The organism is Limnohabitans sp. 2KL-27 (assembly GCF_001269345.1).
In the GTDB taxonomy this organism is placed as follows: domain Bacteria; phylum Pseudomonadota; class Gammaproteobacteria; order Burkholderiales; family Burkholderiaceae_C; genus Limnohabitans_A.
Map to the genome: position 1 here is coordinate 1,129,478 of NZ_CXOP01000002.1, position 25,788 is coordinate 1,155,265.

At 60.6% G+C, this 25,788-nt stretch carries 24 protein-coding genes; 21 read left to right on the forward strand and 3 right to left on the reverse strand.

All coding sequences use genetic code 11. The features are described 5' to 3' along the window. Nucleotides 1-11 precede the first annotated feature (11 nt). Genes hemC through LHAB_RS08260 form a run of 4 tightly spaced genes read left to right on the forward strand, consistent with a single transcriptional unit; the run spans nt 12 to nt 4,092 of the window. The gene (gene hemC, locus LHAB_RS08245; RefSeq protein WP_090045307.1) at nt 12-929 is read left to right on the forward strand and encodes a hydroxymethylbilane synthase; all 918 of its coding nucleotides are present in this window, start codon (nt 12-14) and stop codon (nt 927-929) included. 14 nt (nt 930-943) lie between these two features. Then, nucleotides 944-1,768: a uroporphyrinogen-III synthase gene (locus LHAB_RS08250; RefSeq protein WP_090045308.1), complete on the forward strand. Its 825-nt coding sequence runs from the start codon at nt 944-946 to the stop codon at nt 1,766-1,768. Further along, on the forward strand, nt 1,765-2,790 hold the full coding sequence (locus tag LHAB_RS08255; protein WP_194943131.1) for a uroporphyrinogen-III C-methyltransferase: 1,026 nt from the start codon (nt 1,765-1,767) through the stop codon (nt 2,788-2,790). The genes LHAB_RS08250 and LHAB_RS08255 overlap by 4 nt, the downstream gene beginning before the upstream one ends. A gap of 6 nt (nt 2,791-2,796) precedes the next feature. Further along, nucleotides 2,797-4,092 carry a heme biosynthesis protein HemY gene (locus LHAB_RS08260; protein WP_090045310.1) on the forward strand — a complete coding sequence of 432 codons (1,296 nt, stop codon included), beginning with the start codon at nt 2,797-2,799 and terminating at the stop codon, nt 4,090-4,092. A 238-nt stretch (nt 4,093-4,330) separates the two neighbouring features. Here LHAB_RS08260 and LHAB_RS08265 read toward each other — a convergent pair whose 3' ends face one another. Then, nucleotides 4,331-7,306, reverse strand: coding sequence for an Rne/Rng family ribonuclease (locus tag LHAB_RS08265; protein ID WP_090045312.1), 2,976 nt, complete (start codon nt 7,304-7,306; stop codon nt 4,331-4,333). A gap of 593 nt (nt 7,307-7,899) precedes the next feature. On the opposite strand from LHAB_RS08265, the gene LHAB_RS08270 reads away from it, so the two are divergent. Genes LHAB_RS08270 through LHAB_RS08285 form a run of 4 tightly spaced genes read left to right on the forward strand, consistent with a single transcriptional unit; the run spans nt 7,900 to nt 10,934 of the window. After that, nucleotides 7,900-8,916: an RluA family pseudouridine synthase gene (locus tag LHAB_RS08270; protein WP_194943132.1), complete on the forward strand. Its 1,017-nt coding sequence runs from the start codon at nt 7,900-7,902 to the stop codon at nt 8,914-8,916. Next, entirely contained in the window at nt 8,888-9,556 is a 669-nt protein-coding gene (locus LHAB_RS08275; RefSeq protein ID WP_090045313.1) for an HAD family hydrolase, read from the forward strand. The genes LHAB_RS08270 and LHAB_RS08275 overlap by 29 nt, the downstream gene beginning before the upstream one ends. A gap of 14 nt (nt 9,557-9,570) precedes the next feature. Further along, a complete protein-coding gene (locus tag LHAB_RS08280) occupies nt 9,571-9,936 on the forward strand; it encodes a Rieske (2Fe-2S) protein (protein ID WP_090045315.1) in 366 nt (121 codons plus the stop codon). Between the two features lie 2 nt (nt 9,937-9,938). Further along, the gene (locus LHAB_RS08285; RefSeq protein WP_090045316.1) at nt 9,939-10,934 is read left to right on the forward strand and encodes a S49 family peptidase; all 996 of its coding nucleotides are present in this window, start codon (nt 9,939-9,941) and stop codon (nt 10,932-10,934) included. A gap of 20 nt (nt 10,935-10,954) precedes the next feature. Here the strand turns inward: LHAB_RS08285 and LHAB_RS08290 are convergent, their stop codons facing one another. Then, nucleotides 10,955-11,728, reverse strand: a complete 774-nt coding sequence (locus LHAB_RS08290; RefSeq protein WP_090045318.1) for an SAM-dependent methyltransferase — start codon at nt 11,726-11,728, stop codon at nt 10,955-10,957. Further along, nucleotides 11,725-12,336 carry a Maf family nucleotide pyrophosphatase gene (locus tag LHAB_RS08295; protein ID WP_255349691.1) on the reverse strand — a complete coding sequence of 204 codons (612 nt, stop codon included), beginning with the start codon at nt 12,334-12,336 and terminating at the stop codon, nt 11,725-11,727. Before LHAB_RS08295 ends, LHAB_RS08290 begins: the two co-directional genes overlap by 4 nt. A 49-nt stretch (nt 12,337-12,385) precedes the next feature. Between LHAB_RS08295 and LHAB_RS08300 the strand changes: the two genes are divergently transcribed. The 13 genes from LHAB_RS08300 (at nt 12,386) to era (ending at nt 25,784) form a co-directional block, all read left to right on the forward strand. Then, nucleotides 12,386-12,934, forward strand: a complete 549-nt coding sequence (locus tag LHAB_RS08300; RefSeq protein ID WP_090045319.1) for a YceD family protein — start codon at nt 12,386-12,388, stop codon at nt 12,932-12,934. A gap of 136 nt (nt 12,935-13,070) precedes the next feature. Further along, nucleotides 13,071-13,253, forward strand: coding sequence for a 50S ribosomal protein L32 (rpmF, locus tag LHAB_RS08305; RefSeq protein WP_005794249.1), 183 nt, complete (start codon nt 13,071-13,073; stop codon nt 13,251-13,253). A 108-nt stretch (nt 13,254-13,361) separates the two neighbouring features. Further along, nucleotides 13,362-14,426: a phosphate acyltransferase PlsX gene (gene plsX, locus LHAB_RS08310; RefSeq protein ID WP_090045321.1), complete on the forward strand. Its 1,065-nt coding sequence runs from the start codon at nt 13,362-13,364 to the stop codon at nt 14,424-14,426. Next, nucleotides 14,423-15,400 carry a beta-ketoacyl-ACP synthase III gene (locus tag LHAB_RS08315; protein WP_090045322.1) on the forward strand — a complete coding sequence of 326 codons (978 nt, stop codon included), beginning with the start codon at nt 14,423-14,425 and terminating at the stop codon, nt 15,398-15,400. Before plsX ends, LHAB_RS08315 begins: the two co-directional genes overlap by 4 nt. 79 nt (nt 15,401-15,479) lie before the next feature. Then, nucleotides 15,480-16,430, forward strand: a complete 951-nt coding sequence (gene fabD, locus LHAB_RS08320; RefSeq protein ID WP_090045324.1) for an ACP S-malonyltransferase — start codon at nt 15,480-15,482, stop codon at nt 16,428-16,430. Continuing rightward, entirely contained in the window at nt 16,427-17,170 is a 744-nt protein-coding gene (gene fabG / locus LHAB_RS08325; RefSeq protein WP_090045326.1) for a 3-oxoacyl-ACP reductase FabG, read from the forward strand. Before fabD ends, fabG begins: the two co-directional genes overlap by 4 nt. A gap of 62 nt (nt 17,171-17,232) precedes the next feature. Further along, the gene (acpP, locus tag LHAB_RS08330) at nt 17,233-17,469 is read left to right on the forward strand and encodes an acyl carrier protein (RefSeq protein WP_019427049.1); all 237 of its coding nucleotides are present in this window, start codon (nt 17,233-17,235) and stop codon (nt 17,467-17,469) included. A gap of 6 nt (nt 17,470-17,475) precedes the next feature. After that, complete coding sequence (fabF, locus tag LHAB_RS08335; protein ID WP_090045327.1) at nt 17,476-18,720, forward strand: beta-ketoacyl-ACP synthase II; 1,245 nt, start codon at nt 17,476-17,478, stop codon at nt 18,718-18,720. Between the two features lie 614 nt (nt 18,721-19,334). Next, nucleotides 19,335-20,759 (forward strand): DegQ family serine endoprotease, encoded by a 1,425-nt coding sequence (locus tag LHAB_RS08345; protein ID WP_090047816.1) that lies wholly within the window; start codon nt 19,335-19,337, stop codon nt 20,757-20,759. Between the two features lie 499 nt (nt 20,760-21,258). Then, nucleotides 21,259-23,067, forward strand: a complete 1,809-nt coding sequence (gene lepA / locus LHAB_RS08350) for a translation elongation factor 4 (protein WP_090045330.1) — start codon at nt 21,259-21,261, stop codon at nt 23,065-23,067. Then, nucleotides 23,067-24,032, forward strand: coding sequence for a signal peptidase I (gene lepB, locus LHAB_RS08355; RefSeq protein WP_090045331.1), 966 nt, complete (start codon nt 23,067-23,069; stop codon nt 24,030-24,032). Before lepA ends, lepB begins: the two co-directional genes overlap by 1 nt. A gap of 7 nt (nt 24,033-24,039) precedes the next feature. Continuing rightward, nucleotides 24,040-24,732, forward strand: a complete 693-nt coding sequence (gene rnc, locus LHAB_RS08360) for a ribonuclease III (RefSeq protein ID WP_369814108.1) — start codon at nt 24,040-24,042, stop codon at nt 24,730-24,732. Beyond that, the gene (era, locus tag LHAB_RS08365; RefSeq protein ID WP_194943133.1) at nt 24,729-25,784 is read left to right on the forward strand and encodes a GTPase Era; all 1,056 of its coding nucleotides are present in this window, start codon (nt 24,729-24,731) and stop codon (nt 25,782-25,784) included. Before rnc ends, era begins: the two co-directional genes overlap by 4 nt. Nucleotides 25,785-25,788: the final 4 nt, after the last annotated feature.

Genomic DNA, 25,788 nt, shown 5'->3' on the forward strand with positions numbered 1-25,788 from the left:
GGAACCCCGCCGTGACCGAGTCCAACCAACCCGCCATCGTCATCGCCACCCGTGAGAGCCGTTTGGCTTTGTGGCAAGCTGAACATGTCAAATCCTTGTTGGAGGGACTCGGCTGCTCGGTCAAGTTGCTGGGCATGACAACCCAGGGCGACCAGATCCTCGACCGCAGCCTGTCCAAGGTTGGCGGCAAGGGCTTGTTCGTCAAGGAGCTGGAGGTGGCGCTGCAAGAGGGCCACGCCGACATCGCGGTGCACTCGCTCAAGGACGTGCCCATGGACATGCCCGATGGCTTTGAGTTGGCCTGCGTGATGGAGCGTGAAGACCCCCGCGACGCTTGGGTTTCGTCACAGTACGCCCGCTTGGAAGATTTGCCGCAAGGCGCTGTGGTGGGCACATCCAGCCTGCGCCGCACCGTGTTGTTGCGGGCTCTGCGCCCCGATTTGAAGATCGAGCCTCTGCGTGGCAACCTGGACACGCGCCTGCGCAAACTCGATGAAGGCCAGTATGCGGGCATTGTGCTGGCGGCGGCGGGCCTCAAGCGTCTGGGTCTGTCCGAGCGGATTCGCCATATTTTCGAAACCGATCAAATGCTGCCCGCCGCAGGGCAGGGCGCTTTGGGCATTGAAATTCGCAGCGACCGGGCCGATTTGCGCGCCTTGCTGGCGCAGCTGGCCGATGCGCCTTCTTGGCGGCGCGTGGCGGCCGAGCGGGCGGTGAGCCGGGCCATGGGCGGCAGCTGCTCCATGCCTTTGGCCGCGCACGCGACCATCGAGGGGGGGGTGCTCAAGCTGCAAGCGGCTTGGGGCGACCCGGACGGCGCTGCCACCTTGGTCACGGCCGATGCGCAAGCCAGCACCGATGGCCTGCAAGCCGCCGAGGTGCTGGGCCTGAGCGTGGCGCAAGCTTTGCGCGACGGCGGAGCGCATTGAGGTCTGGCGCTGACATGGCGCTGGCGTCTGCAAGTTCTTTGGCCCCAGCCCCTTGGCGGGTGATCGTGACCCGACCCGGGCGCGAGGCCGTGGTCTGGGCCGAGGCCTTGCAGGCGCGCGGTGTCCCTTGCGAGACCTTGCCCCTGATCGAAATCGCTGCCTTGCCCGAGCCCGAGGCTTTGGCGCAAGACTGGCAAGCGGTGCCCGGCCATTTGGCGGTCATGTTTGTCAGCGCCAACGCGGTGCGTTTTTTCATGGCAGCCCGCCCTGCGGGCCTGCCAATGCCCAGCTGCCGTGCTTGGTCGACTGGCCCTGGCACCCGTGCTGCCTTGTTGGCGGCGGGCTGGCCTGAGGGCCTGATCGATTCACCCGATGAGCACGCGCCCCAGTTCGATTCGGAAGCCCTGTGGGCCTTGGTCGCACAGCGGGTGCAGGCGGCCGTGGCCGGTGGCCCATCCCAGCCTTCGGTGCTGATCGTGCGCGGTGCCGATCCCCGGGGTCAGTTGGCCGGGCGCGACTGGCTGTCACTTCAGCTGGAAAGTGCGGGCCTGAAGGTGTTGCAAGCTGTGGCCTATGTGCGCCAGGCGCCCGCGTTGACGCCCGCGCAGCAAATTCTGGTACGGCAGGCCGTGGTTGATGGCAGCGCTTGGCTGTTCAGCAGTTCCGAGGCGGCGCAACACCTCTTGCAGGCCTGCCCCGATCTGCCTTTGGCACAGGCATGGGCGCTGGCCACGCACCCGCGCATTGCGTTGCGGCTGCAGCAGTCGGGCTGGGGGCGGGTGGATCTGGTGCCTGCGGGCTTGGCTGCCCAAGCCGAGTCTATAAAATCACTGGCATGACTTCCACTCCCGATACCCACGCCACTTCCGCCAAACTCAGGTCGGTACAGCTCGCATGGGTCCGTTGGTTGCCCATCGCACTGGCCGCTCTGGCGATGCTGGCGTCTGTTTTGCTGTGGCAAAAACTGTCACGCATCCAAGAGCAACTGGCGCGTCAAAGCGCCGACGCGGGGCAACAATCCCTGGAGGCCAAAGCCTGGGCCAAGCAAGCGCAAGAAACGGTCAAAGACAGTGCAGCCCGCTTGGCCTTGGTGGAGGCCCGTCTGGGTGAGGTGGCCTTACAGCGGGGGCAGCTGGAAGAATTGATGCAAAGCCTGTCGCGGTCGCGCGATGAAAACCTGGTGGTGGACATTGAAGCGGCGCTGCGCATGGCGCAGCAGCAGGCCCAACTCACGGGCAGTGCTGAGCCTTTGGTGGCTGCGCTCAAATCGGCCCAGACACGTGTTCAGCGGGCCGCACAACCTCGCCTGGCACCTGTGCTGCGAGCGCTTGAAAAAGACCTGGAGCGCCTGAGCACGGTACAAATTTTTGATTTGCCGGGTTTGTTGATCAAGCTGGACGAAGGCGTGGCTTTGGTCGACGGTTTGGCCCTGGCCAACCAGGAGTTGCCAGCGGCCGCCATGAACCGTTCTTTGGCGCCAGGGCAGACCCCTGCCCCGCCTTGGTGGATGGCAGGCCTGAACCAGTTTGCGGATCAGCTCAAGGGCTTGGTGCGTGTGAGCCGCATTGAATCACCCGAGGCGGCTCTGTTGACCCCAGAGCAGGGTTTTTTCCTGCGCGAAAACCTCAAACTCAAATTGCTCAACGCCCGTCTGGGTTTGCTGGCGCGGCAAAAAGATGCAGCGCGTGCCGATCTGGCTTCAGCGGCTGTGATCGTGCGACGTTATGCCGATGCATCGTCTCGCAAGACCACCCAGATGCTTCAGTTGCTGGATCAATCTGCTGTGCAGCTCAAGGCCAGTGAAACGCCACGCCTGGACGGGTCCTTGACGGCCCTGGCCACCGCTGCCGCTGGAAGGTAAGCCCCTATGCGCGCAGCTCTTTGGCTCATCAGCTTGTTCGCTTTGGCGGCGGCGGCTGCATGGCTGGCAGGCAACAACCAGGGCACCGTGACCTTGTTCTTGGCGCCCTACCGGATTGACTTGTCGCTCAACCTGGTCTTGCTGGTTGTGGGCCTGGTGGTGTTGGTGGTGGTCTTGGCTCAGCAGGCCTTGTCGGCCTTGTTGTCCTTGCCGCAGCAAGCCAGACGTTGGCGTTTGCAGCAAAAAGAACGGGCCGCCCATGCCGCGATGCTCGAGTCCATCGGTCAATTCATGGCGGGTCGTTTTTTGAGGGCCCGCAAGGCCGCGCAAATGGCGCTCGAAAAAGAAGCGCTGCTGCGTGATGCGGGACTGGAGTTGGACCATGCGGTGTCTTTGCGCACCTTGGCGCACATCATGGTGGCCGAGTCGGCACATGCCTTGCAAGACCGCGATCTGCGGCGGCACCATGGGCAGTCTGCCCTTGAAGCGGCGCAGGGCGGAACATCTTCAGAGCGTCAGACTTTGACCGAAGGCACCCAGTTGCGTTCTGCACGTTGGTCGCTGGATGACCGCGATGCGGCCGGGAGTCTGGAAATTTTGCAGTCATTGCCGCCTGCAACAGCCCGACGCATGGTGGCCATGCGGTTGCAACTCAAGGCAGCCCGCTTGGCGGGACAGCCTGCGCAGGCGCTGGACACGGCACTTTTGCTGGGCAAACACCGCGCCTTTTCGCCAGCCACCGCCAACAGTCTGGTCCGCAGCTTGATTCTGGAGTGGTTGTCGCATACGCACGATGCGGATGGCGTTCAGCGTCTGTGGACGGGCTTGAGCGCAGCCCAGCGTGAGATGCCCGATCTGGCCGCGGAGGCGGCGCTGCGCCTGCTGGTGGTTGGCGGATCAGCCGCCACGGCGCGGCAGTGGTTACAACCTGTGTGGGGGCCTTTGCAGTCGCTTTCATCCCACTGGACAACCGACCAGTTGGTGCGGATGGTGCAGGCCCTGGAGGCCGCTTTGGCAGACGTGCAAACCAGCGATGCGCGCCAATGGTTGGCCCGGGTTGAGGCCGCTCAGCAAGCCCATCCCCAGGACGCGCGTTGGCAGTATCTCGCTGGCATGCTGTGCTTGCGGCATCAGTTGTGGGGCAAGGCGCAAGGTCTGTTGTCGCAAGCCGTCAAGGGCTTGCAAGCGCCTGCACTCCAGCGCAAAGCTTGGTGCGCTTTGGCCGAATTGGCTGAGCAGCGGCAGGATCCCGCAGTCGCCACGGCCGCTTGGAAACAGGCCGCACGGGTCACGCAGTCCTGAGAGACCATTCTTGGACGGGTCTGGTTTGATCTGAAGGGGTGTTTGTGCTCAGTCCAAGCGTGAGCGGGGATTCACTGACGACGCAAGCGCGAACCCCCGGTTCATACCCGTACTGGCGCCGCAGTCCAAATTTGGATGCGCCGCGTGCCAAGCCATGGAGGTCCGACCCTGCCTTGGGGCAGGCGAAAAAAAACCGGGCGAGTCGCCCGGTTTTCTGACAAGCCATAGGGCTTGTCGATCAGAAAGGCAGGTTCATGTCTTTCAGGTCTTTGCGTGTTTCCACCAGAACCAACGGACCTTCATCCAGCACCATCGCCGGCGGGCGCTCGCGGGGCACGCGAACTGGCTGGGGTTCGGCTGCAATGGCGGCCTGAACGGCTGCCACTTTGGCGGCATCGGAGTTCACCCAAACCAGCCCCGAGCTTTGGGCCACTTGGTGCAGGCTGTCGATTTCCAGGTTGTAGTTCGCCACAGAAGGCAGGCCTGGGCGTGTTGCGGTGGTGGACGCTGCAACCGCTGGCGCAGGTGGTGTCACAGCCACAGGTGTGGCTGCGGGGGCTTCGACGGGTGCAGCAACAACCGGGACATCCACCACAGGGGCTTGAGGCGCTTCATGGCTGGTGGCCGTGGGTTCAACGGCAGCAGCAACGGGTGCGGCTGCGGCTTGCTGTGCACGTTCAAAGTAGGAACGTGGGGCAGGGCGGTCTTCACCCGTGGCCTCTGCGGCTGGCGCAGTGGCTGTGTCGGTGTTCAGGCTGCCTTGCGCTTCTTCGTCTGCGCTGTCTTGCCGGGGTTCACCTGCACGTTCGCGGCGGTCACGGCCGTAGCGGTCGCGTGAGCGGCGTTCGCGCCGTTCGCTGTTGTTTTCAGGGGGCGCACCCTCTTGGATCGCGTTGGCTTCTTGCCCTTGTGCGGAGATCGTGTCTGCTTCATGGACGTTGGCTTCGCCAGTCATCGCCTCTGAGGGGCGTTGACCACCACGCTCGCCACGCTCACGGCGGCCATCACCACCGCGTTCACCGCGTTCACGTCGGCCTTCGCCGCGAGGTGCACGCTCGTTGCGCACTTCGGTGCCATCGGCGCTCAACTCTGGCGGTGCATCGCTGCGGCCTTCGTTGCGGTTCTCGCCACGACCCTCGCGGCGGCCTTCACGAGGAGGACGCTCGCCCGCAGGGCGCTCTGCACGCTCTGGGCGTGCGGGGCGAGCTTCGCCTTCGCGCAATTCGTTGCGGCCTTCAGCACGTCCTTCGCCGCGGCCTTCACCACGACGACCACCTTCACGGGGTGCCCGGATTTCGCCTGTCGCCGCTTCGCTGCGCTCGCCACGGCGTCCGCCACGGCGGCCATCACGTCGTTCGCCATCGCGACCGCCTTCGCGGGTCTCACTGCGGCGCTCGCCGTTGCGTCCTTGGCGGGCTTTCTCGTCCATCTTGCCCACGGTTGTGGGGGCTGTTTCGGCAGTACCGCCACCGAACAGGTTCTTGAGCCAGCCAAAAAAGCCGCCGCTGGCGGCTGGCGCTGCCGCAGTGGCCACAGGCGCTGCCGGGGCCTTGCGGCCAGGCTTGGCGGCAGCCACGGGCGCTTCGGGCTTGACCGGTGCAATCGGTGCGGGGGCATCGGGCAGAACGCCTTTGATGACGGGCGTTTGCTTGTTGGTCGGCTCTTGCGAACGGCGCGTCACGGTGGTCGCGTCTTCGATCTCTTCGGCCATTTTGTAGCTGGCTTCAATGCGGTCCAGGCGTGGGTCGTCATGCTTCAAGCGCTCGAGCTTGTAGTGCGGGGTTTCCAGCGACTTGTTGGGCACCAGCAGCACGTTGATGCGTTGCTGCAGCTCGATCTTGGCGATTTCAGAACGCTTTTCATTGAGCAGGAAAGACGCGACCTCGACCGGCACTTGGGCGTGCACAGCGGCGCTGTTGTCCTTCATGGACTCTTCCTGGATGATGCGCAGGATCTGCAGCGCCGAGCTCTCGGTGTCGCGGATGTGGCCCGCACCGCCGCAGCGTGGGCAGGGGATGGACGCACCTTCGGACAGGGCAGGTTTCAAGCGCTGGCGGCTCATTTCCATCAGGCCAAATTTGCTGATGGTGCCGAACTGCACGCGGGCGCGGTCTTGGCGCAGCGCGTCGCGCAAGCGGTTTTCCACTTCGCGGCGGTTCTTGGCCTCTTCCATGTCGATGAAGTCGATCACGATCAGGCCGCCCAGGTCGCGCAAGCGCATCTGGCGCGCCACTTCGTCGGCGGCTTCAAGGTTGGTGCGGGTCGCGGTTTCCTCGATGTCGCCGCCTTTGATGGCGCGGGCCGAGTTCACGTCCACCGACACCAAGGCTTCGGTGTGGTCGATCACGATGGCGCCACCCGAGGGCAGTTGGACCGTGCGGGCATAGGCCGATTCGATCTGGTGTTCGATCTGGAAGCGGCTGAACAGGGGGGCGTCGTCGCGATAGCGCTTCACGCGGGCAGCGAACTCGGGCATCACGTGGCTCATGAACTGCTGAGCCTGGTCGTAGATGTCGTCGGTGTCGATCAGGATGTCGCCGATGTCGTTGTTGAAATAGTCACGAATCGCGCGGATGACCAGCGACGATTCTTGGTAAATCAGGAAGGCGCCTTTGCCGCCTTTGGAGGCGCCATCGATGGCGGTCCAGAGTTTGAGCAGGTAGTTCAGGTCCCACTGCAGTTCGGGCGCGGAGCGGCCGATGCCTGCGGTGCGGGCAATGATGGACATGCCCTTGGGGTATTCCAACTGGTCCATGGCCTCTTTGAGCTCGGCCCGGTCATCCCCCTCGATGCGGCGGCTGACGCCACCCCCGCGTGGGTTGTTGGGCATGAGCACCACGTAGCGGCCAGCCAGGCTGACAAATGTGGTGAGGGCAGCGCCCTTGTTTCCGCGCTCTTCTTTTTCGACCTGCACCAACAAGGACTGGCCTTCTTTGATGACGTCTTGGATGCGGGCTTGGCTGACGGACACACCTTCAGCAAAGTATTGGCGCGAAATTTCCTTGAACGGCAAAAAGCCGTGGCGGTCTTCGCCGTAGTCCACAAAACAGGCTTCGAGAGAGGGCTCGACACGGGTCACCACCGCTTGGTAGATGTTGCCCTTGCGTTGCTCGCGGCCTTCGATTTCGATTTCGTAGTCGAGGAGTTTTTGTCCATCGACGATGGCCAAGCGGCGCTCTTCAGCTTGCGTGGCGTTGATCAGCATCCGTTTCATGATGCGTTCCTTTATGAATCAGCTTGGCCCAGCGCAGAAACAGGTCTGCGGGCTGGAACCCGTTTACACAACCGGCTTTGGGTTCATGAGAACCGCAAAGCCCACGTTGCCGGAGCTGACGCCTGAAACGAAGGGAATTGCCGAAGGTGATCGACCACTCAGCTGCGCGTGAGCACAGGAATGGGGATCGTGGCGCGTGGATGGGGCGAGGCAAAAGGCATGCAAAGATTCGTCCACTGCCGGGGGTTTCCCCCGGTGTCCAAGACAAACTGCCGGGCACAAGGCATGACTCTGGAGCATGGCTTCGTGAGCCACTCCAAGTACATCAGCAAAGTTCCGAACAACACAACCATCTCGCTTTGATCCGTCCAACAGCCATTGAGTGGCTGCTGAACTTGGGGTATTCCGTATCTGGGTTTCTGGGCGTCGGCCCAACCTCCGGGGCGTTTTGCCACTGTCGGCACTGGCCTTCAGTCTGCAAAATCGTGCCGAGGGTGGCATCGACCATCTGGTTTGGCGCGGTGGTGGTGGACTAAACTCCTGCTGTCAGGAATTCATTTCCATTTGAATCAACCACTTACAGCCAATTGCCAGTGAATCACATTATAGGGGCCAAGTCTGCTGCCGCGGCGCCCGCCGTCAAATGGTTGTTGGTGGACGAAGAGTCCGCCGGTCAGCGTTTGGACAATTTTTTGCTGCGGCACCTCAAAGGGGTCCCCAAAACCCATGTGTATCGGATCATCCGCAGCGGTGAGGTGCGCGTCAACAAGGGGCGTGCATCGGCCGAAACCCGTGTGGAGATCGGCGACGAGGTGCGCTTGCCCCCGGTGCGCATTTCAGAAAAAGTAGCCGAAAAGGCAGCACATCCCGCGCCAAGTCGTGAGTTTCCGCTGTTGCTGGAGGATGACAGCTTGATGGCGATCGACAAACCCGCAGGGGTGGCCGTGCATGGCGGCTCAGGGGTGAGCTTTGGTGTGATCGAGCAACTGCGCCAGGCGCGTCCGCAGGCCAAGCTGCTGGAATTGGTGCACCGTCTGGACCGCGACACCAGTGGCATCTTGTTGGTGGCCAAAAAACGCAGTGCCCTGAAGCATCTGCAAGACCAGTTCCGCGAGCGTGAGACCGGCAAGACCTACTTGGCGCTGGTCAAAGGCGACTGGCCCGCCAAACTGAAAGTGATTGACCAACCGTTGCACAAATTTTTGTTGCCGGGCAAGGACGGTGTGGAAGGCGAGCGCCGCGTCAAAGTGACCACGCCCGAAGACCCGGACGGCATGCGTTCGATCACCTTGGTCAAAGTGGCGCAGCGTTTGCCCGGAGCCACCTTGTTGGAGGTGACCATCAAGACCGGACGCACGCACCAAATTCGGGTGCATTTGTCTGCGCAAGGGCACCCGATCGCGGGCGATGACAAATACGGTGACTTCGACTGGAATCGGCAGTTGCAAAAGTTCGGCGCCAGTCCTGGCCTCAAACGCATGTTTTTGCACGCTTGGCGCTTGCAGTTCAACCATCCGGTGACCGCCGAGCGCGTGGCGCTCCAAGCCGATTTACCTCCCGAATTGAAAGCGTATGTAGACCATGCCCAACTCAAGACCCCGCCAGTTTGACCTGATCGCCTTCGATTGGGATGGCACGCTGTTTGACTCGACGGCCATCATCACCCGCTGTATTCAGCGGGCGGTGGTGGATGTGGGGGGGCGCGAGCCGAGCCGTGAGGCCGCCTCCTATGTGATTGGCATGGCGCTGATGCCCGCATTGGCCCATGCTGCACCCGATGTGCCCACAGACAAGTACCCGGCCTTGGGGGAGCGCTACCGCCACCATTACATCCAGCACCAAAACGACATCAGCCTGTTTGAGGGCGTGTTGGATTTGCTGGACGCTTTGAAAGCCCGTCACCATTGGCTCACCGTGGCAACCGGCAAAAGCCGCCAGGGCTTGAACGAGGCCTTGCAGGCTGTGGAGCTGCGACACCGGTTCGATGGTTCACGCACGGCCGATGAGACGGCGGGCAAACCCAACCCCTTGATGCTGCACGAGTTGATGCGCGAATTTGGCGCAGAGCCCGAGCGCACCTTGATGATCGGCGACACCACGCATGACCTGCAAATGGCCCTGAATGCCGGGTGCGCCAGCGTGGGCGTCAGTTATGGGGCCCACGAGCCCGATGCCTTTCATGTGCTCCAGCCGCGCCATGTGGCGCACAGTGTGCGAGATTTGCACGATTGGTTGCTGCAACACGCTTGAAAGAAGGATGCTTCATGGAGCCCAAGGTCCCTTTGTGCAACAGCGCCGATCTGGTCAATGGTGGGCGGGCTGTGCCATTTGACATCGTGTACGCCGGTCAGACTTGCCGGGCATTTGCCATCCGTTACCAAGGCCAGGTGCACGCTTACCTGAACCGCTGCACCCACGTGGCCATGGAGATGGATTACCAGCCCGACCGGTTTTATGACGACACGGGTCGATGGTTGATGTGCGCCACGCACGGCGCCACTTACCAGCCGGATACCGGTGCCTGCTCGGGTGGCCCCTGCCGCGGTGGCCTGGTCAAAATTGACCTTTCAGAACGTGACGGCGTGGTTCACTGGCATACTGCCTACAACTTAAAACCGCTTGAATTTTGAACATGCAAGACCCCCAGGACCTCGCGTCCGCACCGGCCTCTCAAGAACCCGCCAAAACAGCCCCGACCGCCGAAGCGGGTTGGGAGCGTCAGACCTTGGAGCGATTGGCTTTTGCCAATTTGGATGAACAAAAAACAGCCCGTCGCTGGAAAGTGGGCTTGCGCGTGGCTTGGCTGGTCTTGTTGGCCGTGGTGTTTTGGCAGGCGTTCAGTTTGAATTCAACCGCCAGCAACCCCAGCTTGCCGCACACGGCCATGGTGTCCATCGTGGGTGAAATTGGTTCAGAGACCGAAGCCAGCGCTGAAAACGTCATGTCGTCCATGCGTTTGGCTTTGGAAGACTCGGGTTCAAAGGCTTTGGTCTTGCTGATCAATTCGCCCGGCGGCAGCCCGGTGCAGGCGGGCCTCATCAACGACGAGATCGTGCGTTTGCGGGCCTTGCACAACAAACCCATATATGCCGTGGTGGAAGAGTCTTGCGCATCGGCCGCCTATTACATTGCGGCCGCAGCCGACCGTATTTATGTCGACAAGGCCAGCATTGTGGGCAGCATCGGCGTGCTGATGGACGGCTTCGGGTTCACTGAGCTGATGAACAAGCTGGGCGTGGAGCGTCGCTTGATGACGGCCGGGACCAACAAGGGTTTTCTGGACCCGTTCAGCCCGCAAACTGAGCCTCAGCGCAAGCATGCCCAGGCCATGCTGGACCAAATTCACACGCAGTTCATTGAGGTGGTGAAAAAAGGCCGTGGCGATCGCCTGAAAGAAACCCCTGAGATGTTCAGCGGCCTGTTTTGGAGTGGCCAGCAGGCGGTGGACTTGGGGTTGGCCGACAGCTTGGGCAGTTTGGATGGCGTGGCCCGCGAGGTGGTCAAAGCCCCGGATGTGATCGATTACACGCAGCGTGAAAACGTGGCCGAGCGCTTGGTCAAACGCTTTGGCGCGGCGGTGGGCGAAGGTACTGTCCGCGCCTTGCGCACCAGCACAGGTCTGCGCTAAGACGCAAGGCCCATGAAACCTCAAGGCCCGATGGCGTAAACCGCGGGCGTGTGACCATCAGGGCCTTGTCTGCCCTTTTTCCATTGCGACACGGCGTGGCTCTGGATGCTGGCCGAGGCCAGCGTCAAACCGCTGGCGATGGCCAGGCGCGTGTTGGGGCTCAGGCTTTGCAGCAGGCTGCTCAACATGGCGGCGTTGCGGTAAGGGGTTTCGATCCACAACTGGGTCTGGCCGGTTTTGAGGGCCAGAGATTCCAGTTGCTTCAGTCGGGCAGCGCGTTCGCTGGCTTCTTGCGGTAGGTAACCCACAAAGGCGAAGTTTTGGCCGTTGAGGCCGCTGGCGGCCAAAGCCAGCAACAACGATACAGGACCAACCAGTGGGACCACGGCGATGCCCTGATCGTGCGCGGCCCGAACCACCGAGCTGCCGGGGTCGGCGACGGCAGGCATGCCGGCTTCACTGATCAGGCCCACATCCTGCCCTTGGAGCGCTGCAGCCAGCATAGGTTTGCCATCAAAACCCGATTGGTGGTCGCCTTTTTTGTGCACATGCCGCGGCAGTTCGGTGATGGTTTGTTCGGCCAAGGGGGCGATCAAGGGGTGGGTTTCACCCACGCGCTTCAAAAAGGCGCGGGTGCTTTTGGCGTTTTCGCAGACCCAATGCTGGATGCGGGCAGCCGTGGCCAGGGTGCTGGTCGGCAGCACATCGGTGATGGGGGCTTGTTCGGTGCAGCCAAAGTCCAGGGGTGTAGGGACCAAAAACAAGCGACCTTTGCGGGGTTGGGAGGCGTTCACAGCAATTTCACTCCAGCCTGGCGCAGCAAACGTGCGGTGCGGATCAGCGGCAGCCCAATCAGGGCGGTCGGGTCGTCGTTGTCGATCGATTCGAGCAGGGCGATGCCCAAACCTTCGCTTTTGGCGCTGCCGGCACAGTCATAGGGCTTTTCGGCTAGCAAATAGGCCTCGATGTCTTCGTCGCTCAAATCGCGAAAAACCACGCGCACCTGGGCCAAATCCACCTGTTCAAAGCCCGTGGCCAGGCAAACCACGGCCAAGGCGGTCTGAAAAATCACCGTTTGGCCACGCATTTGGCGCAGTTGGGTCACGGCGCGTCCATGCTCGCCGGGTTTGCCCAGCGGTTGGCCCGCCAAATCGGCCACTTGGTCTGAACCAATCACGACCGCTTCGGGGTGCAGGGTGGCCACAGCCTTGGCCTTGGCCAAAGCCAGTCGCAGGGCCAAAGCTTTTGGCGCTTCGCCAGGCCAAGGCGTTTCGTCCACATGGGGTGCCGCGACCGTGAAGGGCACACGCAGGCGTTCCATCAATTCCCGGCGGTAGCGCGAGGTGGAGCCCAATACGACGGAGCGTGGTGGGGCGGTCGAGGCATCTGCTGTCGGTGTCAAAGTGCAATTCCCAGTCAATTCAGATGGGTGATTCTCTTACACTGCAGCCATGGAAAAAAAATCAGACCCCCAACATCTGGATGTGCTGGCTTTCGCCCGCGACGCCGGTCATCTGCAAGGCGAGGGCGCATTGGCCGATTGGCCCCGTTTGGCCGAGGAACAGCACGGCGACACCCTGGCAGCCGGTGCCGTGCTTTGGCAATTGACCGGTCGAACGCTGACGCCATCCGGCGGTGCAGACCAAATTTGGTTGGATCTGCGTGCCTCGGTGCGGTTGCCCATGCAGTGCCAGCGCTGTTTGACGCCAGTGCTGGACACGGTAGAGGCCGAGCGCTCGTTTCGGTTTGTGGCCGACGAGGCCACCGCCGCGGCACTGGACGATGAGACCGAAGAGGACATTCTGGTCATCAGCCGAGACTTCGACGCTTTGGCGCTGGTGGAGGATGAATTGATTTTGTCATTGCCCCTGGTGCCTTTGCACGAAGTGTGCCCACAGGCCGTGCCCATGTCTGCCGTGGACCCGGCATTTGAAGAGGCGGCAGAGCGGCCGAACCCGTTCGGGGTTTTGGCGGGCCTGAAAACCGGCAAGCCCGGCTGAAAGAGAGTTGGTCCTTTCCCGCATGGTTTGTCTTAGGCTATAATCAACGGCTTCGCTCAGCTCAGCTGGGTGACATTCTCATTAACCAGACGCTGCGTCTTCATTTGCGCGGCCTCCAAGCTTCCAAGGAGCCATCATGGCTGTTCAGCAAAACAAAAAGTCGCCCTCCAAGCGCGGTATGCACCGCTCGCACAATGCTTTGAATGTGCCCGGCATCGCTGTCGAGCCCACCACAGGCGAAACCCACCTGCGTCACCACATCAGCCCCAACGGCTTTTACCGTGGCCGTCAGGTGTTGAAAAACAAATCCGAAGCCTGATCGGCGTCAGCCCCAAGCCTCAAGAGGCCCGGCGCTACTTTGCCAGTAGCCTCGGGCTTTTGTTTTTATGGCTTTGGATATATCAACGGTTTTGAGCTCTAGGATTCCATGACCTCGCCCATCCCGATCACCCTGGCAGTCGATTGCATGGGGGGTGACCACGGCCCTCGCGTCACGCTGGCGGCTTGTCGCCATTTTCTGGCCAGTCACCCCGACGCGCGCTTGTTGCTGGTCGGGCGTGCCGAAGCGCTGGCGGCATTTGCCGACCCTCGGGCTGAAGTGGTGGCAGCCACTGAAGTGGTCGAAATGGACGACCCGCTGGAAGTGGCTTTGCGCAAGAAAAAAGACTCTTCCATGCGCGTGGCCATCGAGCAGGTGCGCGATGGCAAGGCCGCCGCGGCTGTGTCGGCGGGCAACACGGGTGCATTGATGGCGATTGCCCGGTATGTGCTCAAAACCATGGACGGCATTGACCGGCCGGCCATCGCAGGACAGATGCCCAATTTCAAGGGCGGCGGCACCACCATGCTCGATTTGGGGGCCAATGTCGATTGCACGCCCGAGCATTTGCTGCAATTTGCGGTCATGGGTTCGGCCTTGGTCTCGGTCCTGCAGAACAAGGATCATCCTTCGGTGGGCTTGCTCAACATCGGTGAAGAGGCCATCAAAGGCAATGAAATCATCAAAAAAACAGGTGAATTGCTGCGATCTGCTGCGAATTCCGGTGATTTGAATTTTCACGGCAACGTCGAAGGCAATGATATTTTCAAAGGCACCGTGGACATTGTGGTGTGCGATGGCTTTGTCGGTAATGTGGCGCTGAAGGCCAGTGAAGGCCTGGCCACCATGGTGGGTGGTTTTTTGAAGGCTGAGTTTTCTCGCAATATCTTCACGAAAACCGCCGCCTTATTGGCTTATCCGGTGTTAACTGCGTTTAAAAATCGCGTAGATCACCGTCGTTACAACGGCGCGGCCCTGTTGGGCTTGCGTGGCCTTGTCTTCAAAAGCCACGGCTCGGCCGACGAGTTGGCTTTTGAGAATGCCTTGATCCGGGCTTATGATGCAGCCCGAAACCAATTGCTGGACCGCGTTCGGGACCGCATTGCCCACGCCGCTCCTTTGTTGATGGGGGCTCAGGCTGAGCGATCTGAGCCCGCGGTCACGTCTGTATGAAAATTTATTCACGCATTTTGGGCACCGGCAGCTATCTGCCTGCCAGACGCCTGAGCAACGCCGAGCTCGCTGCCGAATTGGCGCAGCAAGGGGTTGAAACCTCGGACGACTGGATCGTGGAGCGCACAGGCATCCGTGCCCGACACTTCGCTGCCGATAACCAAGGTTGCAGCGATCTGGCCACCGAGGCCGCCCGCCAAGCGCTGTCTGCGTCGGGCCTGGCTGCGGCAGACATTGACTTGATCATTGTGGCCACATCCACCCCCGATATGGTGTTTCCGTCGGTGGCGACCATGGTCCAGCACAAACTGGGCGCATCGGGTTGTCCGGCATTTGACGTCCAGGCCGTGTGCAGCGGTTTCATCTATGCCATGACCATTGCCGACGCGATGATCCAGTCTGGCTCGGCCAAGCGCGCGCTGGTGATTGGCTCTGAGATTTTCAGCCGCATCCTCGACTTCAAGGACCGCACGACCTGTGTGTTGTTTGGCGACGGCGCAGGTGCGGTGGTGCTCGAAGCTTCGGATCAGCCCGGCATCTTGGCCACAGACTTGCATGCCGATGGCAAGTACAAGGACATTTTGTGCGTACCTGGCCACGTCAACCGCGGCGGCATTCTGGGGGATCCCGTGCTCAAGATGGATGGCCAGGCCGTCTTCAAACTGGCGGTGGGCGTTCTTGAAGAGACCGCTCGCGCCAGCCTGGCCAAGGCCAATTTGACCGATGCCGACATCGACTGGTTGATCCCGCATCAGGCCAACATCCGCATCATGCAAAGCACCGCCAGAAAGCTCAAGCTGGGCGCTGACAAGGTGGTGGTGACGGTGGACCAGCATGGCAACACATCGGCCGCTTCGATCCCTCTGGCGCTGGACACGGCTGTGCGCGATGGGCGCATTCAGCGTGGTCAGACCCTCATGCTCGAAGGCGTGGGCGGCGGCTTCACATGGGGCTCCGTACTTTTGCGTTATTGACCGGCTCTTGATTTGACAGGCCCGGGTCAGCCAAGCTCAGCAAGCTCTCCCGGATTCTTCCCAGATACAGAATTTGCACATGACCACATTTGCTTTTGTTTTTCCCGGCCAGGGCTCCCAATCGGTGGGCATGCTGGATGCCTGGGGCGACCACCCGGTGGTGCTTGAAACCCTCCAAGAAGCCTCTGATGCCTTGGGCGAAAACGTGGCCCAACTGATCCACGAAGGCCCCAAGGAAGCGCTGGCCATGACCACCAACACCCAGCCCGTGATGCTGGTGTCTGCCGTGGCCGCCTACCGCGCCTGGTTGGCTGAAGGCGGCGCCAAGCCGTCGGTCGTGGCCGGTCACTCATTGGGCGAATACAGCGCTTTGGTGGCTTCGGGTGTGTTGAGCTTGGCGCAAGCCGCGCCGCTGGTGCGCTTGCGGGCCGCCGCCATGCAGGAAGCTGTGCCTGTGGGCATCGGGGCCATGGCGGCCATTTTGGGTTTGCCTTCGGACAAAGTCATGGCGGGTTGCCAAGAGGCGCAAGCCACATTCCCTGCTGGCAGCGTCGAAGTGGTGGAGGCGGTGAACTTCAACGATGCCGCGCAGACCGTGATCGCGGGCAGCAAAGCGGCGGTGGACAAGGCTTGCGAAGTGCTCAAGGGCATGGGCGCCAAGCGTGCGCTGCTCTTGCCCGTGTCGGCCCCGTTCCACTCAAGCCTGATGAAGCCTGCGGCTGAAAAACTGCGCGAGAAGTTGGCCACCCTGACCTTGGGCGCACCGCAAATTCCGGTGCTCAACAACATCGATGTGGCCATCGAAACCGATGCCGATCGCATCCGCGACGCGCTCTACCGTCAGGCCTTCGGCCCAGTACGCTGGGTCGAGTGTGTGCAGGCCATCAAGGCCCGCGGCGTGACGACCGTGGTCGAGTGCGGCCCTGGCAAGGTGCTGGCCGGTATGACCAAACGGATTGACCCCGAAATGAACGGCGTGGCGTTGTACGACCCCGCTACCCTGGCCGAAGTGAAAGGATTGCTGGCATGAGCGACACCCCACAACAAGTGGCCCTGGTCACAGGCGCCTCACGCGGCATTGGCGCTGCCATTGCTTGGCATTTGGCCCAGGCCGGTTACGTGGTCATTGGCACCGCCACCAGCGACGATGGTGCAGCCAAAATTAGCCAAGCGCTGTCGGCTTACCCCGGCTGCCGGGGTGCCAACCTGAACGTCAACGATGTGGCTGCAGGCGAAGCCCTGATCGACGCCATTGTCAAAGAACATGGTGGCCTGCAGGTGCTGGTCAACAACGCGGGCATCACCCGCGACACGCTGGCCATGCGCATGAAGGATGACGATTGGGACGCGGTGCTGGACACCAACCTCAAGGCGGTGTTTCGCATGAGCCGCGCCGTGATCCGCCCCATGATGAAGCAGCGCTACGGCCGCATCATCAGCATCACCAGCGTGGTGGGTGCGTCGGGTAACCCCGGGCAGGCCAATTACGCCGCCGCCAAGGCGGGCGTGGCGGGCATGACCCGTGCACTCGCTCGCGAACTGGGCAGCCGAAACATCACGGTCAACTGCGTGGCCCCCGGGTTCATCGCCACCGACATGACCGCCAGTCTGCCCGAAGAGCAACACAAAGCCTTGTTGGGCCAGATTCCTCTGGGGCATCTGGGCCAACCCGAAGACATTGCCCACGCGGTCGCCTACCTGGCCGGACCGCAGGCGGGATATGTCACTGGACAAGAATTGCATGTCAATGGTGGCATGTTCATGGCCTGATTTCCGGAAACCCCTTTCGGACAGGTAAAATCTTCATTTTTCACAACCCTCAGAGGGACCCCATGAGCGATATCGAAGCACGTGTCAAAAAAATCATTGCCGAACAACTTGGCGTTGAAGAGTCACAAGTCACCAACGAAAAAGCCTTTGTGGCCGATTTGGGTGCGGACTCCCTGGACACGGTGGAATTGGTGATGGCACTCGAAGACGAGTTCGGCATCGAGATTCCTGACGAAGATGCAGAAAAAATCACCACGGTGCAAGCTGCGATCGACTACGCCCAAAGCAAGAAGGCCTGATCGACGATGACCCGGCGCCGCGTTGTTGTCACGGGTTTGGGATGCGTCAGTCCCGTGGGCAACACGGTCGCCGATGCATGGTCCAACCTGCTTGCCGGCCAGTCCGGCATTGGTCCCATCACCCGTTTTGACGCCTCGGCGATGTCTTGCCGGATCGTGGGTGAAGTCAAGAATTTTGACCTCGAGTCCTACATCAGCGCCAAAGAAGCGCGGACCATGGACCGTTTCATCCATTACGGCATTGCCGCGGCCTCGCAGGCCATTCAGGATTCAGGGCTGGCCACTGGTGATGCACTGGATGAAGAAGAGGCTTGCCGCATCGGTGTGGTGATCGGTTCTGGTATTGGCGGCTTGCCGCTGATCGAAGAAACCCACATTGAATACACCGCACGCGGTGCACGCCGAATTTCCCCGTTTTTCGTCCCAGCTTCGATCATCAACATGATCTCAGGCCATGTGTCGATGCGCAGCGGCTTCAAGGGCCCCAACCTGGCCGTTGTGACCGCTTGCACCACAGGCTTGCACAGCATTGGCGAAGCTGGGCGCCTGATCGAATATGGCGACGCCGACGTGATGATCGCCGGTGGTTCTGAAGGCACCGTGTCGCCGTTGGGCGTGGGTGGCTTTGCCGCGATGCGAGCTTTGTCGACCCGCAACGACGACCCTTCAGCCGCTTCCCGCCCTTGGGACAAGGACCGCGACGGTTTTGTGCTGGGAGAAGGCGCGGGCGTCATGGTGCTCGAAGAGTACGAACATGCCAAAGCCCGTGGCGCGAAAATTTATGCCGAGCTCGGTGGTTACGGCATGAGTGCCGACGCCGGGCACATGACTGCGCCCAGCATGGACGGCCCTCGCCGCGCCATGCTCAACGCCATGCGCAATGCCGGTGTCAACGCCGACCAGATCGATTACCTGAACGCCCATGGCACCTCCACACCGCTGGGTGACATCAACGAAACCAATGCCATCAAAGCGGCTTTGGGCGAACACGCGTACAAAACCGTGGTCAGTTCCACCAAGTCCATGACCGGCCATTTGCTGGGTGGCGCGGGTGGCATCGAGAGCGTGTTCACTGTGCTGGCGCTGCACCATCAAAAAGTGCCGCCCACGATCAACTTGGTCAACCCCGACCCTGAGTGCGATCTGGACTACTGCGCCAACACGGCACGGGACATGAAAATCGATGTGGCCCTGAAAAACAACTTTGGTTTCGGTGGCACCAACGGCTCTCTGGTGTTCAAACGCATCTGATCCGAGTCGGCATCATGCACAACGCCCCACCTGTGGCTTTCCCGGTGGGGCGTTTTGTTTGGGGCCGTGCCATTGGGCTGGGGATGGCCTTGTCCTCAGCCATGGGCTTGTTCATTTGGCAGATGCTGACTCAGGCATCGAGCGCATGGGTATTTCAGGCGTGGGTTTTTTGGGTCCTCTGTGTGGGCGGGGCTGCGGCCCTGTCGCCTCGGCAAGTGCTGTCAGGCGGGCGCTTGTTCTGGAGCGGCGAAGCCTGGTTCTGGCAAACAGAGTCTGACCCAGACCAGGGTCTTGAGTTGTCTGTAGCCTTGGACATGGGAAGCGGGTTGTTGCTTTGGGTTCGCTTGCTGGATGAACAAGGTCGATGCCATCGGACACTGGCCTGTGCATGGCTTGGCGAGTCTGCGATGCCCTCAAAGTGGCACGGATTTAGATGCGCTGTATATTCGCGGCCGAAGGCAGCACGTGCCGCCGAGACGCCTTTGACTTAGCATGATCGGCGTGGCTTGAATTGGCCATTTTTGGCCGCATCTTACAGTCTGTCCGGCATCAGGATTGAGCACCTCAAGGAGACATTTGTGCTGAAGCAATATTGGATCAAATCGGCTGCATCGATGGCACTGGCCAGTGGCTTGGCGGTGGGACTGGCATGGCTGCCCGCATCACCCGTCATGGCCCAAACCCCGAGCGCGAGGGGTTTGCCAGACTTCACCGATCTGGTGGAGCAGGTCGGACCCTCTGTGGTCAATATCCGCACGCTCGAAAAAGTCCGTCCCAGCGCTGCAGGGGCTGGGACACCCGACGAGGAAATGCAGGAACTCTTCAGGCGCTTTTTTGGCGTGCCCATGCCCAATGGGCCCCGGCAGGCCCCACGTCAACAAAGACCCCAGGAGGAGGCCCAGCCTAGGGGAGTGGGTTCTGGTTTCATCCTCAGCTCAGATGGTTTCATCATGACCAATGCCCATGTGGTGGAAGGCGCCGATGAGGTGATGGTCACCCTGACGGACAAGCGTGAATTCAAGGCCCGCATAGTGGGCGCTGACAAGCGCACGGATGTGGCAGTGGTCAAAATTCAAGCCACGGGATTGCCCGCCGTGAAGGTGGGGGATGTCAGCCGCTTGCGCGTTGGTGAATGGGTCATGGCGATTGGCTCCCCCTTTGGCTTGGAAAACACGGTCACGGCAGGCATCGTGAGCGCCAAGCAGCGCGACACGGGCGATTACTTGTCATTCATCCAGACCGATGTGGCCATCAACCCGGGTAACTCTGGCGGCCCCCTCATCAACATGCGCGGTGAAGTGGTGGGCATCAACAGCCAGATCTATTCGCGCTCCGGCGGCTTCATGGGCATTTCGTTCGCGATTCCGATGGACGAGGCGATGCGTGTGAGCGAACAGCTGCGCAGCAGCGGTCGTGTGAGTCGGGGGCGCATTGGCGTTCAGATTGCGCCGGTCACCAAGGAAGTGGCCGAATCGATTGGCTTGGGCAAGGCGCAGGGCGTGTTGGTGCGGGGGGTTGAAGAAGCCTCGCCTGCTGAAAAAGCAGGCCTCGAGGCGGGAGACATCATCACGCGCTTTGATGGCAAACCCATCGACAAGCCCGCAGATTTGCCACGTGCTGTGGGCAATACCAAGCCCGGCAGCAATGTGGGCATCACCGTGTTCCGCCGAGGGGGCCTCAGGGACTTGAGCATCACGGTGGCCGAGGTCGAAGCTGAGAAAGTGGCTTCTGCGACCCCGGAAAAGAAAGCACCGGTGGCCAGTGCACAGCATTGGGGCCTGACGCTCAGTGACTTGACCGAGGGACAGAAGCGCGAGCTGCGAGTGCGCGCTGGCGTGCGTGTTGACGCCGTGGCCGATGCCGCCTCGAGGGCCGGTATTCGTGAAGGCGATGTGATCTTGGCGATCGCGAACACGGAAGTCACGTCCCTCAAGGAGTTTGAGTTGATCATGTCCCGCGTGGACAAGACGCGTCCCGTCAGTGTCTTGATTCGACGCGGTGATGGCGCCCAATATGTGCTGATTCGACCCGCGCAATGAGGCCTTGGACTTGTCAAGAGTCCTCTGTGATCGGCAGGGTTTTGGGGGCAATGGCCAAGTCGAAGCAGGGTTTTTTTGAAAATTTCGTGGGCTATGAAAAAGATTTTTAAAGTTTGTGCCAACTAACTTTATTCTTCTCTCATAACGAATTTGGCTAAAATATCGGGTCTTGACCCATGATTGATGGCATATAGCGCAGGGCTGAGTTCACGATGCGAGATTCTTTGAAGGAGTCCACCGGTGATCCACAGATGGCCCACAAGTTGTTCAGCAAGATGTTAGGTGGATTGTGAATAACCTGTGGATAAATTCCATGTTGCATGGCAGCAACGTCCTGTTCAACGTGTTTTTGGGGCTGTGCGCGTGGGCCAATTTGCCTACAATGAAGTCCCAACTATCGCAGTTGCCAATGATTGTTGGTTCAGGGCGCGTCAACACCAGACGCGCCCTTTTTTCTTTTACGGATCCTTGATCCACAAATACTTGCAGACGTTGTTTGATGAATCACATCAGAAATTTTTCGATCATTGCCCACATTGACCATGGCAAATCCACGCTGGCCGATCGCTTGATTCAACGCTGCGGCGGCTTGGAAGCCCGAGACATGGAAGCGCAGGTTTTGGACTCGATGGACATCGAGAAAGAACGTGGCATCACCATCAAAGCGCAAACGGCTGCACTGCAATACAAGGCCAAGGACGGACAGGTTTACAACCTCAACCTGATCGACACGCCTGGCCATGTGGACTTCTCCTACGAAGTCTCGCGTTCGCTGTCAGCTTGTGAAGGGGCCTTGTTGGTGGTCGATGCCAGTCAAGGTGTTGAAGCGCAAACCGTGGCCAACTGTTACACCGCCCTCGACCTGGGCGTGGAGGTGGTGCCGGTACTCAACAAGATGGACCTGCCCAATGCTGATCCTGACAACGCGCGTGCCGAAGTCGAAGACGTGATCGGCATTGACGCGACCGATGCAATTCCTTGCTCGGCCAAAACCGGGATGGGCATTGAAGAAATTTTGGAAGCTGTGGTGGCCCGTATTCCGCCACCCAAGGGCAACCCCGATGCGCCACTGCGCGCCATGATCATCGACAGCTGGTTCGACAGCTATGTGGGTGTGGTCATGCTGGTGCGCGTGGTGGATGGCCAGCTCCTCAAAAACGAGCGCATCCGCATGATGGCCAGCAATGCCGTGTACGAAGCGGGCAGTCTGGGTGTGTTCACCCCCGCCAACCAGCCGCGTGAATCGCTCAAGGCGGGTGAGGTGGGTTACATCATTGCAGGCATCAAGGAACTTCAAGCGGCCAAGGTGGGCGACACCGTCACGCTGGAGAAAAAGCTCCCCAACAACCTCGGGCCAGCCACCGAGGCCTTGCCCGGTTTCAAAGAAATCCAGCCCCAAGTGTTCGCCGGTTTGTACCCGACCGAGGCCAACCAATACGATGGCCTGCGCGACGCCTTGGAAAAACTCAAGCTCAACGATGCGTCCTTGCATTACGAGCCCGAAGTCTCGCAAGCGCTGGGTTTTGGCTTCCGCTGCGGCTTTTTGGGCTTGTTGCACATGGAAATCGTGCAGGAGCGCCTAGAACGAGAATTTGACCAAGACCTGATCACCACCGCGCCGAGCGTGGTCTACCAAGTGGTCCAGCCGGGTGGCGAAGTCGTCATGGTCGAAAATCCCTCCAAAATGCCCGACCAAGGCAAGCTGCAAGAAATCCGCGAACCCATCGTCACCGTGCACCTTTACATGCCACAAGACTATGTGGGCCCCGTGATGACGCTGGCCAACCAAAAGCGCGGCGTGCAGATGAACATGGCCTACCATGGTCGCCAGGTCATGCTCACCTATGAGATGCCGCTGGGTGAGATCGTGTTGGACTTCTTTGACAAGTTGAAATCGGTCAGCCGAGGTTATGCCTCCATGGATTACGAGTTCAAGGAATTCCGGGCGTCAGATGTGGTGAAGGTCGATATCTTGCTCAACGGTGAGAAGGTCGATGCCTTGTCCATCATCGTGCACCGTTCACAGTCACAGTACCGTGGTCGTGCGGTGGTGGCCAAGATGCGCGAAATCATCAGCCGCCAGATGTTTGATGTGGCGATTCAGGCGGCCATTGGTGCCAATATCATTGCCCGTGAAAGCATCAAGGCTTTGCGCAAAAACGTGCTGGCCAAGTGCTACGGTGGCGATATTTCCCGCAAACGCAAGCTGCTGGAAAAGCAAAAAGCGGGTAAAAAGCGCATGAAACAGATTGGTTCGGTCGAGGTGCCTCAAGAGGCGTTCTTGGCGATTTTGCAGGTGGAAGATTGATGCAGTTTTTTACGTCTTTGGTGTTGGCCGCTTTTGTCGGGTATGCCGGTGGGTGGTACTTGGGTTTCATCGAGGGCAACTTTGCGCTGCTGCTGCTTTTGGCCACCGTGGTCACCGGCATTTATTGGCTGGCTGAGCGCTTCGTGTTCTTGCCGCAGCGCCAAAAATCGGTGGCGCAGCTCGAAGCCGAAACCGCCCAGCGCCGTGCCGAGTTGACCAAAATGGGCATCGACAAGGTCGACACCGATATCCGCGAAAGCCGCGAAAAGCTGCTCATGCAGCCTTGGTGGCTGGACTGGACCGCCGGGCTGTTTCCGGTCATCGTCGTGGTGTTTGTGCTGCGCTCTTTCTTGTTCGAGCCCTTCAAGATCCCATCGGGCTCCATGATCCCGACGCTGCACATTGGCGACCTGATCTTGGTGAACAAATTTCATTACGGTATCCGCCTGCCGGTGGCCAACACCAAGATGACCGAAGGCACGCCCGTGCAGCGCGGTGATGTGATGGTGTTCCGTTACCCGCCCAAGCCCAGCGTGGACTACATCAAGCGCGTGGTCGGTTTGCCCGGTGATGAGGTGGCTTACTTGAACAAAAGCCTGACCATCAACGGCCAAGCCGTGCCCACCGAGGTGCTGCCCGACTTTTTTGACGAGTCCAGCATGCGTTACCACAAGCACCGCCGCGAAACCTTGGGTGCCAAGGCGCACCAAACGCTGCAGGACGATGACCGTCCGGCCTTTGTGCCCGGCGCAGACCAGTTTGCCGGGCGCGAGAATTGCAACTACACCGTTGAAGGTGTGACTTGCAAGGTGCCCGCAGGCCACTACTTCATGATGGGCGACAACCGCGACAACTCGCTGGACTCGCGTTTCTTTGGTTTCGTGCCGGATGCCAACATCGTGGGCAAAGCCTTCTTCGTGTGGATGAATTTCGGCAACCTCAAGCGCATCGGCGCTTTCGATTGAGGTGACTGTGGCTGCTTCTCCTGTTTTGTCTGAGCTGCAAATCCGGCTGGGTTACGCCTTTCGCCAGAACGCTTTGCTGCAGCAAGCGGTCACGCACCGCAGCTTCAGCGCCGACCACAACGAACGCCTGGAGTTCTTGGGCGACTCGGTGCTCAACCTGTCGGTGGCCCACCTGCTGTTCACGCAACTGGCCAATTTGCCCGAGGGCGATTTGTCGCGCGTGCGGGCCAACTTGGTCAAGCAAGACACGCTGCACCAACTGGCCAAAACCCTGGATTTGCCGGCTGTGATGCGTCTGGGCGAAGGCGAGATGCGCTCGGGCGGTCAAAACCGCCCCTCCATCCTGGCCGATGCACTCGAAGCCATCATCGGTGCTGTGTACCTTGACGGCGGCTACAAGGACGCACAAGCCTTGGTCGAGCGCCTGTTTGCCCAGGTCGACATCAAACCCGACATGCAGGCCGTGGGCAAAGACCCTAAGACCGAATTGCAAGAGTGGTTGCAAGGGCGCAAGTTGGCCTTGCCCAAATACACGGTGGTGGGCACCTCCGGGGCGGCACACCGCCAGCAGTTCGAGGTCTCTTGCGAAGTGACCGAGTTGCGCCAAACCCAACAGGGCTCGGGCGCATCGCGTCGCGCCGCCGAACAAGCAGCGGCCGCCGCCATGCTGCTCACCTTGAAATCCGAAAGCGCCGCATGAGCACCGACAAAAAAACGCCCGAAACTGAACGCACGCCGCAGGAGCAAACCATGCGACGGCCCGTTCAAATCGCTGGCGTGACCATCCAGCCGCGTGACGCGTCTGAAGACGCGGCTTTGCCTCCTGCCGTCGCTGCGCTTGCGCCCGCACCAGTGGCCGGTCAGCGCTGTGGCCTGGTGGCCATTGTGGGCAAGCCCAACGTGGGCAAGTCCACCTTGCTCAACGCTTTGGTGGGTCAAAAGATCAGCATCACCTCGCGCAAAGCCCAAACCACGCGCCACCGCATCACCGGCATCCGCACCCAGGGCGCGGCGCAGTATGTGTTTGTGGACACCCCGGGTTTTCAGACCATCCATGGCACCGCCCTCAACAAGTCCCTCAACAAAACCGTGGTGGGTGCCGTGAGCGATGTGGACTTGGTGTTGTTCGTGGTTGAGGCGGGCAGCTTCACCACGGCCGATGCCAAGGTGTTGGCGCTGCTCAAGCCCGGCATTCCGGTCTTGTTGGTGGCCAACAAACTCGACAACGTGCACCGCCGTGGGGACATCGCGCCTTGGCTGCAAAGCATGCAAGAGCGCCATGCCTTCACCGAGTTTGTGCCCATGTCGGCCAAGCAGCCCAAGGACATCGAGCGCCTGCTGGGCATTTGCGAAAAATACCTGCCCGAGCAAGCCTGGTGGCATGCCGAGGACGAGCTGACCGACCGCAGCGAAAAGTTCCTGGCCAGCGAAATGGTGCGAGAAAAACTCTTTCGCCTGACTGGGGACGAGTTGCCCTACACCTCCACTGTGGTGATTGACAAGTTCGAAGAAGAAGCGGGTCGCACGGCCAAACGCATGCTGCGCATTGCGGCGACCATCGTGGTCGAGCGCGAGGGGCACAAGGCCATGGTGATCGGTGACAAGGGCGAAAAGCTCAAGCGCATCGGCACCGAGACCCGCGTCGAGCTGGAAAAGCTGCTGGACGCCAAGGTGTTCATCGAGCTGTGGGTCAAGGTGCGTTCGGGCTGGGCCGATGACGAAGCCCGCGTGCGCAGCTTTGGCTACGAATAATCCC

Bases quoted from the DNA above. Each gene is read 5' to 3' on its own strand.
- LHAB_RS08250 (WP_090045308.1), top strand. From the start codon at position 944: ATGGCGCTGGCGTCTGCAAGTTCTTTGGCCCCAGCCCCTTGGCGGGTG.
- LHAB_RS08255 (WP_194943131.1), top strand. From the start codon at position 1,765: ATGACTTCCACTCCCGATACCCACGCCACTTCCGCCAAACTCAGGTCG.
- LHAB_RS08260 (WP_090045310.1), top strand. From the start codon at position 2,797: ATGCGCGCAGCTCTTTGGCTCATCAGCTTGTTCGCTTTGGCGGCGGCG.
- LHAB_RS08265 (WP_090045312.1), bottom strand. From the start codon at position 7,306: ATGAAACGGATGCTGATCAACGCCACGCAAGCTGAAGAGCGCCGCTTG.
- LHAB_RS08275 (WP_090045313.1), top strand. From the start codon at position 8,888: ATGCCCAACTCAAGACCCCGCCAGTTTGACCTGATCGCCTTCGATTGG.
- LHAB_RS08280 (WP_090045315.1), top strand. From the start codon at position 9,571: ATGGAGCCCAAGGTCCCTTTGTGCAACAGCGCCGATCTGGTCAATGGT.
- LHAB_RS08285 (WP_090045316.1), top strand. From the start codon at position 9,939: ATGCAAGACCCCCAGGACCTCGCGTCCGCACCGGCCTCTCAAGAACCC.
- LHAB_RS08300 (WP_090045319.1), top strand. From the start codon at position 12,386: ATGGAAAAAAAATCAGACCCCCAACATCTGGATGTGCTGGCTTTCGCC.
- rpmF (WP_005794249.1), top strand. From the start codon at position 13,071: ATGGCTGTTCAGCAAAACAAAAAGTCGCCCTCCAAGCGCGGTATGCAC.
- plsX (WP_090045321.1), top strand. From the start codon at position 13,362: ATGACCTCGCCCATCCCGATCACCCTGGCAGTCGATTGCATGGGGGGT.
- LHAB_RS08315 (WP_090045322.1), top strand. From the start codon at position 14,423: ATGAAAATTTATTCACGCATTTTGGGCACCGGCAGCTATCTGCCTGCC.
- fabD (WP_090045324.1), top strand. From the start codon at position 15,480: ATGACCACATTTGCTTTTGTTTTTCCCGGCCAGGGCTCCCAATCGGTG.
- fabG (WP_090045326.1), top strand. From the start codon at position 16,427: ATGAGCGACACCCCACAACAAGTGGCCCTGGTCACAGGCGCCTCACGC.
- acpP (WP_019427049.1), top strand. From the start codon at position 17,233: ATGAGCGATATCGAAGCACGTGTCAAAAAAATCATTGCCGAACAACTT.
- fabF (WP_090045327.1), top strand. From the start codon at position 17,476: ATGACCCGGCGCCGCGTTGTTGTCACGGGTTTGGGATGCGTCAGTCCC.
- LHAB_RS08345 (WP_090047816.1), top strand. From the start codon at position 19,335: ATGGCACTGGCCAGTGGCTTGGCGGTGGGACTGGCATGGCTGCCCGCA.
- lepA (WP_090045330.1), top strand. From the start codon at position 21,259: ATGAATCACATCAGAAATTTTTCGATCATTGCCCACATTGACCATGGC.
- lepB (WP_090045331.1), top strand. From the start codon at position 23,067: ATGCAGTTTTTTACGTCTTTGGTGTTGGCCGCTTTTGTCGGGTATGCC.
- era (WP_194943133.1), top strand. From the start codon at position 24,729: ATGAGCACCGACAAAAAAACGCCCGAAACTGAACGCACGCCGCAGGAG.